Source organism: Leptospira vanthielii serovar Holland str. Waz Holland = ATCC 700522, from assembly GCF_000332455.1.
In the GTDB taxonomy this organism is placed as follows: Bacteria; Spirochaetota; Leptospiria; order Leptospirales; family Leptospiraceae; genus Leptospira_A; species Leptospira_A vanthielii.
The window spans coordinates 42,691-56,555 of record NZ_AOGY02000069.1 but is presented as its reverse complement, the minus strand read 5'-3'; the positions used below and the strand labels follow the sequence as shown (position 1 = coordinate 56,555).

The window sequence follows — 13,865 nt, the reverse complement described above, 5'->3', positions numbered from 1 at the left end:
ACTTCCCATATATAAGACAGTCGAGAATATCAAGATTAAGGTAAAACGGATTGATAGCACGTATATTTTTCATTCTACTCCTGTCAGTTTTAGTCATCGGAAAGTCACAATCGTGGACTTCCATTGCGGAGTTTACCGAGTCTGGAGAAATTTTTTCCTGTGAGAAAAATTTCGAAGAACCTCCTGGGGAAGAAGAGAATTTTCTTTATATTCCCTCTCTTCCTGTTTATATCTCCGTTTTTCATTCCTATTCTTTTCTCATCTCTGCAACAATTTCACCTAATATCATTTCTATTAAATTCCCGGATCGTCGGGGACCTCCCAACCTTACATAACACACTTATTTCTTTAAAATTTAATTTTTGAGGTAGTTATGTTAGAAGATGAAAGAATTTCAATCTTCAGATCGATCCTAGTGGGTATATCTGCGCTTTCGCCGCTTGCTATATTCTTATTTTCTAATTATGATGTTTTGTCTGTGGACTTTCCCATTTTGGTTGGTCTTGTCATTCAGGCATATATCGGTTTTTCATCGTTTATGTTGGTTCAGTCCTTTGAGCCAAAGGAAAAAAACAAAGTCACAATCGGTTATATCATCTTTTGGTCAGCACTCGGTGTTTGTTATTTGGCGGGTAAGTCGCTTATCCTCCCAATTGCTTTGGAAGTTACGTCATTTTCTACCATTCTGATCTATTCAGGAACTGAGTTTGGGAAAAAACAAATTGAAAGTTTAGGTTCCTTACTTCTGGCTTCTGGGATTTCTGCATTATTTTTGTCCGCCTGGGTGATGTTACCTGATGGTGACAATGTGGGTATCATTTTACTGCTCATCGGCCTATTAATTAAGTCTGGATTTTCTGGGTTCCATTTGTGGATTCCTAAGGTAAATGAGGGTGGTCCATCACATGCATTGGGAGCCTTTGCTGGTGTGTTGGAAGTATTCCCACTATTACTTTTTTACAGATATGTCCTTCCCAACCAATTGGATCCAATCATATACCAAGTTTTGTTTCCGTTAGCAGCACTCGGAATTTTTTTTGGCGGTATCACCAGTTTCTTTCATAAAGATCCAAAAATATCATTGGCATATAGTTCTGTTGAATCGATTAACTTTCTTTGGTTATGTTTGATCATCGCGGGTATGTTTCAATTCTCTGTTGATTCTGAACTCATGAATCTCAGTAATTCATTTCGAATTTTGTTTTTCTTAAGTTTATTTCATCATTCCTTTTCAAAAACATTTCAGTTGTTCTCCATTGGTATGGTAGCAAGACTCAAAAATTCAAGTTCCAGTGATGAACTAAAAGGGATTGGAAGACTACTTGGGATCTCTCCCTTGTTACTTGGGGCAGGTACTTTTAGTTATGCGGTCCTACCGGGTACTCTCGGATTTGTTTCTGAAGCAACTTACTTTTATCTAAATGCTCGCATCTTGGATATGCCTATTGGTCGTTCGGTTTTTCTTTTGCCTTCTATGATATTTATTTTCTTTGGAATTGTTCTTGGTGGATTCACTCATATCAAATTGTTTATGAGTTTGTTTTTGTCTACACCGGGTAAGGATATCAATATCCAACCTTTTAGCGCCCAAAAAAGAAGGTGGGTCACCATTTCTTTATTTAGTTTGGCTTTAGTGATTTTTATCTTTCCTTTAGTTTTGCCTTACTTTGTTCGTTTGCCAATGTTGAGTCCTTTTGTGGATCCGCAACTTGTGGATTGGTTTTGGACTTTAGCATTGGTGTCCTATGTGACAATTGGTGCTGCATTTATCTTCCGTTTGTATGATCATTACCAATTAAAACGATTCGGAAAACCAAAAACAAAAAACTGGGATTGTGGAGGAGGTTACAGTGGTCATGAGCTTTCCATACCCACCTCTGTATTCTCTCTGCCATTAAGAAATTCCCTCGGTCGCTATTTTTTAAACAAAACAGGCGAATCAAAAGTAGATTCTTTTCTCATCCGAGGGATTACTTCCTTTTTTAGATTGGGCATTGGTTTTATGTCTGCCACAAACCATCCTAAGGAAGAGGACGTGAGCAAATACCTGGCTATCTCCTCTATGTTTCTGATCTTCATTTTTTCACTGCTCATTTTGGGTGACTTCGGAGGTTTGTAGATGAATTCATTTTTGTATTATTTTTATTTAGTTGTTCTTTTTGTTGTGATGCCATTTCTCTTAACGGGTATTATACGGAAAGTCCGTGCTTATGCTCAAGGAAGGCGTGGCCCAAAATTAATTCAGTTTTTTTGGGAAGTGGATAAATCGCTTAGAAAAAATCCAATTTCGCACACAAACATTTCTGATTTTACGCATTTAGCACCTAGGGTTGCATTGTTTTCGGCACTGATGATTTGGAGTGTAGTTTTGTTTGAATGGGCTCCATTCATTCTCATCCCGTTTTTCCTTGCGCTTTACCGGTTCGCATACGTAAGTTTTGCGATGGAAGGGGCTTCTTCTTTTGGAGGGATGGCATCGGGAAGAGAGATTTTACTTTCAGTAATGGCCGAACCCACTTTTATTTTAATGATCCTTGCGGCTCAGTCCCATATTGAAATTTCAGTGAGTCCTCAAGGGGCCCTTATTGGTTTACTCTTTCTTTCTTTGTCCTTTATTGCAATTCTTGCAGAGCTCGCAAAACCACCGTTTGATGACCCGAGAACTCACTTGGAGTTAACAATGGTTCATGAGGCGATGATTTTAGAGGCCTCAGGAAAACAGTTGGGAATCTTTGATTTGGCCAGTTCCATTAAACTTTCTACACTACTAGTTTTCCTTGTGAAGTTGGCACTCGAACATTCCAAGTTATTTAAAAATGAAGTTTTGGATAGTTTTGCGAGAGAGCTTATGATTGCTCCGATGGTCATACTCCTTGCGATCATTCTTGGTTTTTGGGAATCAAATAGTGTTCGCAGGAAATGGACTTGGATTCCTGAGTTTATGGGCTTAACATTCATTGCGATTTTAATATTAGGCACATTAGTTAAACTTTCTTAAGGGTTAATATGATATACGATTTTATCTATTTATTATTGTTACTCACCGGTGTTGTGGTTTTGGTTGAAAACCGGTTGAGTCGGATTATTTTTTTTCTAAGTATACAAGGATTTCTTTTGGTTTTCCCTGTTTTGCAAACTCATGAAGGAGATTGGAAACATGCCATCTCCCTGATTGTAATGGTTATTTTGTTTAAGGGAATTTTAACTCCTTGGGTTTTAAATTGGACAGCAAACAAATCCAAGATGAACGAAAGTACAGCCCCTCGTTTTGGATACCTTGCGACCTTGTTATTTATGGTCCTTGGTTTGGTTTTAGCAGTAAAGATTACGGAAGGAGTTTCTGTTCTTTCCATTCCGGTTCATAAAATTGGACTCATTTATGTAATTTTACTCGTGTATGTGGGTATTCTTTGTTTTGTTGTTAGGCGAAACTGACTTGCTCTCATCGCTGGGTTTTGTGTTTTTGAAAATGGAATTTTTGTTTTGACTATGGTATTAGATAAAGGTCTTCCCGTAGGCCTCGAGTTTGGATCCTTTTTGGATGCCATTCTCGTTATTGTTTCAGGAGGAATTTTGCAACTCTCTCCTCATATGCATACCAAGGAGAGAAAACTATGATGGCACAATTGTTTTACCTATCCGGAGTATTGGCCTTTGTTGTTATTTTTTTGGTTTCTGTTTTGGCACCAACAAAAGGACAAACTCGCATTTGGTTATGGAGCATTCTGAAGATTTGTTTTTTTTGTTCTTTGTTTTACTCCTGGTTTACTGATAATATTGTTCTTAAGTGGATCTTAATTGAAGCCTCTACACTTTTTGGGGCACTACTCATTTCCTCTAGTGGCACGGAACGTTCCTTTCATGTGGGTTGGAAATTTTTATTAATCAATTCTTATGCACTTGGACTTGCCTTTTTAGGAATTGTAATTCTTTTGTTTGCCTCCACTCCACTAGAAAATTTAGATTTTGATTCCCTTAAACAAGGGTTAGTTGGTCAAAGTGGACTTTTGATCGAAACAGGAATCCTTCTGACTGTTTACGGATATAGTGGGAAGTTGGGGCTTGTTCCGAATCACTTTTGGGTGGGAGATACGTATGCGGAGAGCCCAAGTCAAATTTCTTCCCTGATCGCATCTTTTGTGCCAGTCAGTGTAGTTCTTGCCTTACGTCCCCTGATACAGTTGGAACGTGAAATCAATCCACATATGATTAACGCAGCCAATGGAATTCTTTTTATCGGAGTTTTGACCATTCTGTATTCTACTTTAATTCTTTTTTCAAGGGAAGACATTCGTAGGATTTCAGCGAAGGTAGCACTTTTCCATACGGGTATGTTAACTTTATTTTTGTGGTTAGATGTATCTGATGATGTATTTTACTTTTTGTTAACAACGACTGTGCTCGTAAAACTATTAGTTTTTTTATCAATGGGAATTTTACGGATGGATGCAGGGAAAAGAAATATCTCGCAGATCCTAGAAAAATCTTCTCTGAGTCATAAAGCATTGTATATGTATTTATTAGCACTTCTTGTAGCGTTTGTTTTTCCTTTATCTCCCGTTTTTGTTTTAGATTTAAAAGTCATTGAGATTGCTATCAAACAAAAAATGTTCTTATTATTTTTGTTTCCTATTACGGGAGCGATATTTTTCTTTATTGCACTTAACAAAGTACTACCTTTGGTTCGGTTGCCCAATCGGAATTTTGAATCAGGTGTCTATGGAATACTACAAACTCGGTTGGTATTCTTTTGGTTTAGTTTTTTATTCACCGTATTCGTTGGAACATACGGTTTAACTTATCTATTGGCAGAACATATATGGAAAAGATAACAGGCATTACTAATTTCGATGGTGTCTATCACCAGTATGTGATCCGTGATCAAAAAATGATTCGGGAAGAAGTAGCTTCTAAAAAAAGTAATATTGATTTTCTTTTGGATCCTCAGTATCCGGTTTGGCTTGTTCGTCATGCCTTTGGTCAGGATATGGGTGTTGAAGATTATTCGGATTTAAAGGAAGAAGATTATTTATCTGACAATCGTGGAAAAAACCTTTCTTTACACCAAAAAACGGGAATCGTCAGAGACTTGGCATATCATGGTTTGCACGTTCCTTTTCAGGAAGGAACTTATTCTCATGCAGTGGGTCCAATTCACGCAGGGATCATTGAACCAGGGCACTTTCGTTTTATCGTAGAGGGAGAAGAGATCCGTCACCTAACGATTCGTTTGGGTTTTCAACATAGAGGGATCCGCGAAAAAATTCAAGGGAAACCGATGTCCGTGGTTATGCCTTTCTCTGAGACCATTTCTGGGGATACAAGCGTTGGTTATGCGGTCTCCTTTAGTAAAATCTATGAAGAAATGTATGGGATCAAGGTTTCTAATCATATTGCTTTATTTCGTTCCTTTTTAGTCGAGTTGGAACGAATTGCGGTTCATATTGGGGATTTAGGTGGGATTTCGGAAGATATAGGATATTATCCACTATACGGGGTCTGTGTTACTGATAGAGGGGCTGCCCTTGGTCTTATGGAAACATGGACTGGAAATCGTTTTGGAAAGGCGGCCGTTCGTCCGGGACGAGTTCGGGTGAACCAGCGCATTACCGCAAAACAAGCAAAAGACGCATTTTTTAATCTTAAAAAAGTTTATTTCAAACGTGTTCGTCCTCAAATCCTAAGAGCCCTTTCTGTTTCCACTTTAAAGGAAAGGATGCAGGGTTGTGGTTTTATTTCTGAACTTGATGTGCAAAAAAATGGATTTTTGGGAATGGTTGCTCGTATGGCCGGGGTCTGTGATGACTTAAGAATTGATAACCCTGATTATCCGGATTGGACTGTTTTACCTCTACAAGAAGAACATCATCATTATAATGGCGATGTTTGGGCTCGTACATACATTCGTTATACGGAAATTGAACAATCTTTAAAATGGATGGAATCACATTTGGATGACTTGGATTGGGAATCCTTATGGTCAGAAGATGATAAAATGAAAGGAACTCAATTCGAGAAAGAATGGAAACCGAAAGCAGGAATTTACACGGCTGCGGTGGAAGCATGGCGTGGTCCTTTACTTGTATCTTTGGATTTTGATCACGAAGGCCTCGTAAAAAATTCTTATATTCGTGATCCATCAGTTTTAAATTGGCATGCATTGGAATTGGCAGTTCGTGGAGAACAAGTTGGCGATTTTCCTTTGAATAACAAATCGTTTAATCTTAGTTATGTTGGGTTTGATCTATGAATTTCTTATATGAGTTAAAGAGCTTTATTTTCCCTAAGAATGTATTAAATTTTGCTACTGCCTCTCCGGTTCATCCGACAAGTCGCGGGATTCCTGTACCAACAGCGAAGATGAGGGAGGGGTCTGGTTCCTTGAGCCAATCAGCAGCGGTTTGTCCTACCAAAGCAATCCGAATAGTTTCTGATTCGGAAGTTCAGTTTGATTATGGGAAATGCCTACAATGTGGACTTTGTACAGAATCTTCGGATGGTAAACTTCGTGATTCGGGTTTTATTTATACCTTTGCCTTAAGTCGTGAGGAATTCAAAGTTACCTACGTTTCTGGGCGAATGGCAAAAGTAAGTGACTTACCTCACCCACTAACACCAAACCAAGAACAGTTTCGCAGATTGACAAAAAAACGAGGATTTCTTTATAGAGAGGTCGCCGCTGCGGGAAACAACACTGTGGAATCGGAGCTGAATGCTTCTTTTAATTCGGTTTTTGACTCGGAAAGAGAAGGGGTTCGTTGTGTTGCCAGTCCCAAACATGCGGATGCCATTGTGTTTTCTGGTCCTGTCGGTGAAAGGATGGCAGGTCCGCTGGAAACAGCTTGGGATGTTATGAGTGAACCCAAGGCGCTAATCGCCTGCGGGACAGAAGCTGTGAGTGGTGGGTTGTATCCTATGGGCAAACTTCCCAAAGAACCAGATCTTTATATTTCAGGAGATCCCCCAAGGCCAGACGTCATTCTGCAAGGTTTTCGACTTTTAATGGGAAGATTTTCCTTCCGGTTTCAAGAGGAGCTTCACAAAATTTTAGAGAATGCAAAATAAGGTGCGTGGATTTAGAAAAAGAAGAAATCGTTCGTGTCCTTGTACTCGAACCCCAAAAAAAATCGTATGATACCATCTCCCAATTACTCACTGAGTGGTTTGGGGATTACATCGAACTGACTTGGCGCTCCGTTTTTGAAAACGGAGCTGAGGAAATCAAAAAAGCTCAGTATGATCTTTTAATTACAGAAATCCAATTCCCTGAACTCGAAGATTCTCCCGAATCTATTTTAGAATCAATTATGGATTTAGCCGGTCCCTCCGAACTTCCCGTGGTTGTGTTTACGAAAGCCGAAGGGAAACAACTTCCCATCCACGCCTTCCAATTAGGAATCAACGAATACTTCGGCAAACGAAGGTTAAAGAAAAATGTATTGGAACATAGGTTTAGAAATTTGTTCCGAGAAATTTATCGCAAAAAAGTTGTCTCCATCCAAATGGACGACAGCCTAAAACGATTCCAAGATCTTTACGGTATGAACCAATCAGAGATTCAAGATTTGAATACGATGGTGAAAAAATTTAAAAAAGAATTGGAAAAGGAATACGAAGAAAAACTAAATCTCGAAACCGAAAAAAAGAAAATGCAAAATGTTTTCGGTATGTATGTTGATCCCATCATTGTTGAAAGTTTGATGAACAACACACTTTCCCTCGATCAAAAAGGAAAGGAACAAGAAGTATCTGTCTTATTTTCGGATATTCGTGGTTATACGACCTTGTCCGAAAAAATGAAACCAGAACAAGTAATTTCATTTTTAAATGAATACTTTACGGCTATGACAGAAGTGATTTTGGGTTATGGGGGAATGATCGATAAATACATAGGTGATTCCATCATGTGTTTGTTTGGTGCCCCAGTTTTCCAAGAGGATCATAGACAAAATGCTTTGGACTGTGCTGTGGAAATGGTGCAGGTTTTTGAACTTTGGCAACCCAAATGGCAACAAATTTATGGATTTACTCCACAAATTGGCATTGGTTTGGCTTCTGGTAAGGCTATTGTGGGGAACGTAGGATCCTTCCAAAAACTTTCTTATACAGCTGTTGGAGATACTGTTAACATGGCAAGCCGATTGGAATCGATTGCAAAACCGATGGAAGTGTATATGTCAGAAGGACTGTATAATTTTCTTCCAGAGGAGTATGCAAATAAATACAAGTATGAAGAATTGGAACCTGTCAAAATCAAAGGAAAAGAAGGGTTACACCGAATTCTCAGTGTAAAACCCATCTAACCGGTCTTTGTTTTTTGTTGGAATTTTTTCTCTAAAGAGTGCTGCAAAACTGATACAATTCGTTTGCTTTCAGTTTTTCATCTTTGAGGGTAAGAAATGTTTTTCGGTCTTCGATCTCAAGGCCTAAAGTTGATCTGTATTCTTCAAATTTTTCCTCAAGGCCTGGCTCCTTTTTGCCGTGGCCTGTAAACTTTGCGATCACTCCGGCAAATCCAATGATTTGTCCGAGAGTTGACTGTTCGTTTACTGGTTTGGAAAGGTCTTCAATGGAAGTAATGATAATGTTTGGCATCTTCCAAAGTTTGGCGGCAGCACTTCCTATTTCATAAGAATCCACTCCAAAGGATTTTTTTTCGAGGGAAATTAGAGTCGCATCCGATGTTTGGAATTCGGTAAGCACATCCACATATTTTTTTCTATCAATCGTATTGAGTACAATTCGTCCGAGGTCTTGCATCAAACCACAAGTGATGGCAAGTTCTGCCTCTTTTTTGAATTTCTTTTCTTCACAGAGAATTTGTGCGAAAATTCCTTTGGCAACCGAATGGTCCCAAACTTCATCCCTGAATTTTTTATAATTTCCTTGGCTAAAGAGTGAGTCTGTCATAGACATCGCCACCATACTCCGAACCGTTTTGAATCCCAAACGAGTGATGACCTGTTTCATATTGGCAACTGGGTTACCTCTTGAGAAAAAGGGAGAGTTGGCAAGTTTCAGAAGCCTTGCCACTAACACTTGGTCGGATTGGACTTTTTTTTCTAACTCTCCAAAGGAGAGTTCGTTGTCATCATCTAGGGAAAGTACGGAGAGTAAGACTGGCGGTACAATCGTCAGGTCTTTGATTTGGGAAAGGTATTCTTCTACAGTTGCCATTCGGATAGGGACCTAAAGTCAGGATCTAGAAAGATCAGACTAAGGAAACTAAAAACTCCCAACTACCTGGCAACTATTCTTGCGAATTCGATTCCTTTAAAATAGTGTTGTAGGATTTCCCTGTGGTTGAATTGGCTTTTTGCCATAGCAAAACTTCCCCATTGGGACATTCCAACACCGTGTCCAGAACCGAGTCCCTTAACATAATACTCTCCCGACTCTTCTTTACGAATTCCAAATCGTGTGGATTTGAGTTTCGTTGCGCCAATTTTTTTTCGAAATTCAGTGGCTTTGATTTTTTTGGATCCAGAACTTCCAATGATTTCCATTTCATTCACCCGAGACGAGGGAAAACGACTTGATACAATGATATCCTGGATTTCACCGACACCTAAATATTGTAAGTTGGTATTCACATAATCTGGTTTCCATTTTTCTTCCCAAGAATACTGATCCCCATCTTTATCATATTCGGATGGAACCGGTTTTAAGTATTCTACGGGACTACCCCAAACATTGATGGGATCTTCAGTATATCCACCGGCATTGGAATGGAAAAAACTTTGGATGGGTTGCCCTTTATGAATGAGGATAAGACCCTCTGTTTCAAATACAGCTTCCGTTGTATTTCTATGTTCTTTGTTTTTTCCTTTGTATACTTGGGTGTTTGTGGATGTATCAACATCAAACTCTTGTTTTTTGCGATTTAACATTTCACGCACTACATAAGTCCTTGCACAAACTGCTTGGGCTTTGAGTGCTTCTTTCGGCCAAGAGGCACTGACTTCAGAAGGAACTACACTCAAAAGGTATTCTTCGATAGGAACTAAATTGATAATATAAACTTTTCCATCCACTGGTTTTAGTAGAACGGATCCTCTATAACTCACTCCCTTGTACTCCAAAAATTGGGAACCACTCTGAATGGAGATGGGAGCTTTGAGTGCAGTCGGATTTAAGGATAAAAAATCGTATGCTTTTTTTATCGTAAGGTCATTGGCATCACGCACAATGATTTCCCCTGAGGACTTAAACGTTTCCTCCTCGGTAGCATAGCCAAGAAATACTCGAACTGGCTTGGATTTGAAATTGGATTCTTCTGGTGTCCAGTTGGTCACCATCACACTCGCACAACCGATTTGCCCTAAGATAGCGACGCAGATGAATAAAATCGATTTTTGAATCTTCATAGTACCCTCGTTTCTATTTTCGGTGGAAATTCAAAATTGGTGAAGGGAATTATGAAGACTTTCTGCGAAAGAATAACACAGATTCTGTGTGAGGAGTGTGCGGGTAGGGATCAATCAGAATTCCGTCCACAAAATCATACTTTGAAAGAAAGATCGATACATCTTCTTTTTGCGAATAAGGATTACAAGAGACATAGAACACATATTCAGGTCCAAAATCGCGAATCCATTGGTTTACCAATTTACCAGCTCCGGCCCTCGGTGGATCCAAAATCAAAGTGGCATTCTCTTTTTGTTTTAAAAGTTCTGTGGACATAAACAAATTAGCAATTTGGAAGGAAAAAGATTTGTTCGGATATTTTTCCAAAAAGGTTTTGGAGGCAATTTCAATGGAGGATTCCGTAAGTTCGTATCCATCCACATTTTGAAAGGAATCACCGTATAACAAAGAAAAGAAACCATTCCCACAAAATAAATCGATTAGATTCTCACAAGCGTTAGGAAGTCGTTCTTTGATAAAAGATAAGATTGGTAAAAAACCCTTGGGGTTCGGTTGGAAAAAGGAATCAAAGGGAATTTGAAAGTTTTGTCCGAGGACAATTTCGGTAAATGTAGATTTTCCTCGTAACACTTCCGGCCGTCCAAAAGCAGAAACTTCCGATTTTGGTCTGTTGTAACAAAAGAGTAATGATTCTTGTGATAAAGATTCCAAACAAAGTTTACGAAAACTTTCCATGGAAGGATGTGATTCATATCCATCGGTAAAAGTAAAAATTAAAATTCCATCTTCGGTGTTTTGTGCTTTTCTGATGGTAAGATATTTTAATCCACCTTCTTCTGATCTTCGATCCCAAATGACTTCCGGTTTTTGGTTGAGTACAGATTGTACGTCTTTTAGTGCCTCGTTGGCCCAGCTTGATTGGATGGAACAATTGGTGATGGGAACAACTTTGCGAAAATTTCCTCTTTGCCTTTGTCCAATGATCGGTCCAGGGAATACCGAAAAATCCATACGAGACCGGTACTCGTAAATTTGTTCAGAAGGAATGGGTGTAATGGAGATTCCTAAGTCTTTTTGGAATGCATTTAGGATGGGTGAAAATTTAAGTTCTAATTGTTCTTTGTAACTTATGTGTTGGCCCGTACACCCACCGCATTCACCAAACACATCACATTTCACCAATTTCCAATCATGGTTGCGGATGGTTTCCTTAATCCGTAAGGACCTTTGTCTTGGCCTACGTTTGACATACTCAACTTGGAGTTCGTCACCAGGATAAACAAAGAAAACATTCACCTTTTTCCCGTTAGGTGCCGTGACGATTCCTGAAAAATCGGAATCTAAACTTTCCACAATGACTTTGTCCAATGTTTTCTACTTGCCAGTTCCTTCTGATTTTTATAGGATTTCCGACATGGTTTTTTCGAAAAGACTCTTTTCTTTGTTTCTCATCTACCTAACTTTTACGGGTTTTCTCTCAAACCTGTCTGCCCAAGTCCTCCTCACCAACCAAATTTTGGACCTGAGGTCTGAGACTTCTTTTGGGCAATCCATTCATAAATGGAGTTTCAAACCAGGGGACTCACCCCTAGTCACAGAAGAGAAGGAAGATGATCTCTATTTAGATGAAGAAAACGGACAAACGAGAGCCCTACGTTTTGCTCATGCCCAACCTAGCTTGGAAGAATCAGCAAGAAATGGTTGGATTTCTGGATTCCAAATCCAAACTGCTTGGGACAAAGTGAGAGATGGGGATGGGGAATTGTATTTTCCAGACTTCAAACAATACCAAGAAATGTATAAGGGATACGCTTGGTATAGAACAGAAATTCAAATTACCGAAGAAGACATCCGTTCTAAATTCAAATCAAGGAACTTAACTGTTCGGTTGAGCCAAATCAGCCAAGCCGATGCCGTTTATTGGAACGGGAAATTCATTGGAGGAACAGGCCTTCATTTGGATACAGAAGAAGGAGCCGAGTTGGATGATAAATCTCTCTATAGTGATAAAATCAGGTTCTACCAGATCCCAATAGACCAATTAAAAACAGATGAACCCAATGTCCTTGCTGTACGAGTGTATGCCAAGTATCCTTTGAGTCCAGGACTATCTCATGATAAATTTTACCTGTCCTCTGTAAAGTATTCAGAACGGGCCGAGTATTGGAACGATTTTAAGAAGATCTTTGTGATCGTACTCACATTGTTACTTGGTAGTTTTTATTTATATTGGCAATTTTTGTTTAGGAATGAAGATGATGCGACCATATACTTCGCATTAGGTTCCATCTTTATGGCATTTAATACTTTGTTTCAAAGCCAAATCATCTATTCCATCATTGGAGATGGATTTTGGATCAAAAAAATCGAATATTTGGCTTGGATAGGCCTTGTCCATTTGTTGTTTAACTTCATTGTTCGATTTGCTCATGTAAGACAAGGTTGGATCAAAATCACCAACAGGTACATTGACATCGCCGGACTTGTTTCTCTACTTGTGGTTTTGGTTTCTCCCAATTTCTTTTTTCTATCTAAGTTTTTCTTCAGTTGGAGTTTCGTTACCATCATTCTTGGTGCAGCACTTTTTTATATTATCTTTCTCGGTAGAAAAGTTCCTTCCATGGGAACGGTGTCCCTCGGATTTTTTGCCTTTGTCACTCTCATTCTCAATGATATCTTCGTGGAAATGCAATGGGAATGGTATCCGAGCCATACTTATCTAAAAGATTATGCTTTTGCAGCTTTTTCTGTATCGGTAGCCTTATCTATCGTAAAAAATATGATCGATTCCAGGAGACTTGTGGAAAAACAAAGAGAAGAAAAAGATAGACTCTCTAGATATTTCTCACCAGCCGTGATGGAAACGATTGTCGCCGATAGTATCAAGTTAGGTGGTGAGGAAAAAAATATTGCTACTTTGTTCTCTGATATTGTTGGATTTACAACCTTTGCTGAAAAAAATCCTCCAGGAGTTGTGCTGCAAAGTTTAAATACAATTTTTGAATCCTTATCGGAATTGATATTTCATTATTCCGCCACCTTAGATAAGTTTATCGGAGATGCCATCATGGCATTTTGGGGTGCCCCAAAACAAACAGAGCTGGATGCCTATCATGCCATTGCTTGCGCCGTGGATATGCAGAAAAAAATGGAAGAGATCAATTTGGAACTAGGAGTCCCCCCCGGCACATTTCGGTTGCGGATTGGTGTCAATTTTGGTGAAGCCATAGTTGGTAACATTGGTTCTGTCAAACGTATGGACTACACCGTCATTGGGGATGCCGTCAATACTGCCGCACGATTAGAAAGCCATGGAATTCCTGGAAAGGTTGCCGTTTCTGAGGCTGCGTTTCTTGCCGCAGGTGGGAGTGAATACATTGAATATGAAGACACAAAGGAACTCACGCTCAAAGGTAAGGCTGAACCGGTCAAAGTGTATTTTGTGACAAAGGTAAAACCAAGGCCTGTTGATTAAGTTTAGGAAAGGATGGATTCTG

The 13,865-nt window shown here is 39.2% G+C and carries 13 protein-coding genes; 10 read left to right on the top strand and 3 right to left on the bottom strand.

All coding sequences use genetic code 11. The annotated features are described in order from the left end of the window. Positions 1 to 50: 50 nt before the first annotated feature. Genes LEP1GSC199_RS16685 through LEP1GSC199_RS16650 form a run of 9 tightly spaced genes read left to right on the top strand, consistent with a single transcriptional unit; the run spans position 51 to position 8,303 of the window. Positions 51 to 335 (top strand): hypothetical protein, encoded by a 285-nt coding sequence (locus tag LEP1GSC199_RS16685; protein ID WP_039927189.1) that lies wholly within the window; start codon positions 51 to 53, stop codon positions 333 to 335. Between the two features lie 38 nt (positions 336 to 373). Further along, complete coding sequence (locus LEP1GSC199_RS16680; RefSeq protein WP_002988190.1) at positions 374 to 2,119, top strand: proton-conducting transporter transmembrane domain-containing protein; 1,746 nt, start codon at positions 374 to 376, stop codon at positions 2,117 to 2,119. Then, a complete protein-coding gene (locus LEP1GSC199_RS16675) occupies positions 2,120 to 2,998 on the top strand; it encodes an NADH-quinone oxidoreductase subunit H (protein ID WP_002988282.1) in 879 nt (292 codons plus the stop codon). Between the two features lie 8 nt (positions 2,999 to 3,006). Further along, positions 3,007 to 3,435, top strand: coding sequence for a hypothetical protein (locus LEP1GSC199_RS16670; protein ID WP_002988314.1), 429 nt, complete (start codon positions 3,007 to 3,009; stop codon positions 3,433 to 3,435). A 54-nt stretch (positions 3,436 to 3,489) separates the two neighbouring features. Further along, positions 3,490 to 3,618, top strand: a complete 129-nt coding sequence (locus LEP1GSC199_RS22105; protein WP_002988289.1) for a hypothetical protein — start codon at positions 3,490 to 3,492, stop codon at positions 3,616 to 3,618. Then, complete coding sequence (locus LEP1GSC199_RS16665) at positions 3,615 to 4,832, top strand: proton-conducting transporter transmembrane domain-containing protein (protein WP_002988158.1); 1,218 nt, start codon at positions 3,615 to 3,617, stop codon at positions 4,830 to 4,832. The genes LEP1GSC199_RS22105 and LEP1GSC199_RS16665 overlap by 4 nt, the downstream gene beginning before the upstream one ends. After that, positions 4,820 to 6,250 carry a hydrogenase large subunit gene (locus tag LEP1GSC199_RS16660; protein WP_002988279.1) on the top strand — a complete coding sequence of 477 codons (1,431 nt, stop codon included), beginning with the start codon at positions 4,820 to 4,822 and terminating at the stop codon, positions 6,248 to 6,250. Before LEP1GSC199_RS16665 ends, LEP1GSC199_RS16660 begins: the two co-directional genes overlap by 13 nt. Then, positions 6,247 to 7,065 carry an NADH-quinone oxidoreductase subunit B family protein gene (locus tag LEP1GSC199_RS16655; RefSeq protein ID WP_002988167.1) on the top strand — a complete coding sequence of 273 codons (819 nt, stop codon included), beginning with the start codon at positions 6,247 to 6,249 and terminating at the stop codon, positions 7,063 to 7,065. Before LEP1GSC199_RS16660 ends, LEP1GSC199_RS16655 begins: the two co-directional genes overlap by 4 nt. A gap of 5 nt (positions 7,066 to 7,070) precedes the next feature. Then, positions 7,071 to 8,303: an adenylate/guanylate cyclase domain-containing response regulator gene (locus tag LEP1GSC199_RS16650; RefSeq protein ID WP_002988322.1), complete on the top strand. Its 1,233-nt coding sequence runs from the start codon at positions 7,071 to 7,073 to the stop codon at positions 8,301 to 8,303. Positions 8,304 to 8,334: 31 nt separating this feature from the next. Here the strand turns inward: LEP1GSC199_RS16650 and LEP1GSC199_RS16645 are convergent, their stop codons facing one another. The 3 genes from LEP1GSC199_RS16645 to LEP1GSC199_RS16635 all read right to left on the bottom strand — a co-directional run bounded on the left by LEP1GSC199_RS16645 (position 8,335) and on the right by LEP1GSC199_RS16635 (position 11,736). Then, positions 8,335 to 9,177 (bottom strand): HDOD domain-containing protein, encoded by an 843-nt coding sequence (locus LEP1GSC199_RS16645; protein ID WP_002988204.1) that lies wholly within the window; start codon positions 9,175 to 9,177, stop codon positions 8,335 to 8,337. Between the two features lie 62 nt (positions 9,178 to 9,239). Next, the gene (locus LEP1GSC199_RS16640) at positions 9,240 to 10,367 is read right to left on the bottom strand and encodes a SpoIID/LytB domain-containing protein (RefSeq protein WP_002988352.1); all 1,128 of its coding nucleotides are present in this window, start codon (positions 10,365 to 10,367) and stop codon (positions 9,240 to 9,242) included. A gap of 49 nt (positions 10,368 to 10,416) precedes the next feature. Continuing rightward, positions 10,417 to 11,736, bottom strand: a complete 1,320-nt coding sequence (locus LEP1GSC199_RS16635; RefSeq protein WP_002988075.1) for a class I SAM-dependent RNA methyltransferase — start codon at positions 11,734 to 11,736, stop codon at positions 10,417 to 10,419. Positions 11,737 to 11,782: 46 nt separating this feature from the next. On the opposite strand from LEP1GSC199_RS16635, the gene LEP1GSC199_RS16630 reads away from it, so the two are divergent. After that, positions 11,783 to 13,843, top strand: a complete 2,061-nt coding sequence (locus tag LEP1GSC199_RS16630; protein WP_002988117.1) for an adenylate/guanylate cyclase domain-containing protein — start codon at positions 11,783 to 11,785, stop codon at positions 13,841 to 13,843. Positions 13,844 to 13,865 lie beyond the last annotated feature (22 nt).

Excerpts from the sequence above, each read along its gene's own strand:
- LEP1GSC199_RS16675 (WP_002988282.1), top strand. The coding sequence starts at position 2,120 with ATGAATTCATTTTTGTATTATTTTTATTTAGTTGTTCTTTTTGTTGTG.
- LEP1GSC199_RS16680 (WP_002988190.1), top strand. The coding sequence starts at position 374 with ATGTTAGAAGATGAAAGAATTTCAATCTTCAGATCGATCCTAGTGGGT.
- LEP1GSC199_RS22105 (WP_002988289.1), top strand. The coding sequence starts at position 3,490 with ATGGTATTAGATAAAGGTCTTCCCGTAGGCCTCGAGTTTGGATCCTTT.
- LEP1GSC199_RS16645 (WP_002988204.1), bottom strand. The coding sequence starts at position 9,177 with ATGGCAACTGTAGAAGAATACCTTTCCCAAATCAAAGACCTGACGATT.
- LEP1GSC199_RS16640 (WP_002988352.1), bottom strand. The coding sequence starts at position 10,367 with ATGAAGATTCAAAAATCGATTTTATTCATCTGCGTCGCTATCTTAGGG.
- LEP1GSC199_RS16660 (WP_002988279.1), top strand. The coding sequence starts at position 4,820 with ATGGAAAAGATAACAGGCATTACTAATTTCGATGGTGTCTATCACCAG.
- LEP1GSC199_RS16655 (WP_002988167.1), top strand. The coding sequence starts at position 6,247 with ATGAATTTCTTATATGAGTTAAAGAGCTTTATTTTCCCTAAGAATGTA.
- LEP1GSC199_RS16665 (WP_002988158.1), top strand. The coding sequence starts at position 3,615 with ATGATGGCACAATTGTTTTACCTATCCGGAGTATTGGCCTTTGTTGTT.
- LEP1GSC199_RS16630 (WP_002988117.1), top strand. The coding sequence starts at position 11,783 with ATGGTTTTTTCGAAAAGACTCTTTTCTTTGTTTCTCATCTACCTAACT.
- LEP1GSC199_RS16670 (WP_002988314.1), top strand. The coding sequence starts at position 3,007 with ATGATATACGATTTTATCTATTTATTATTGTTACTCACCGGTGTTGTG.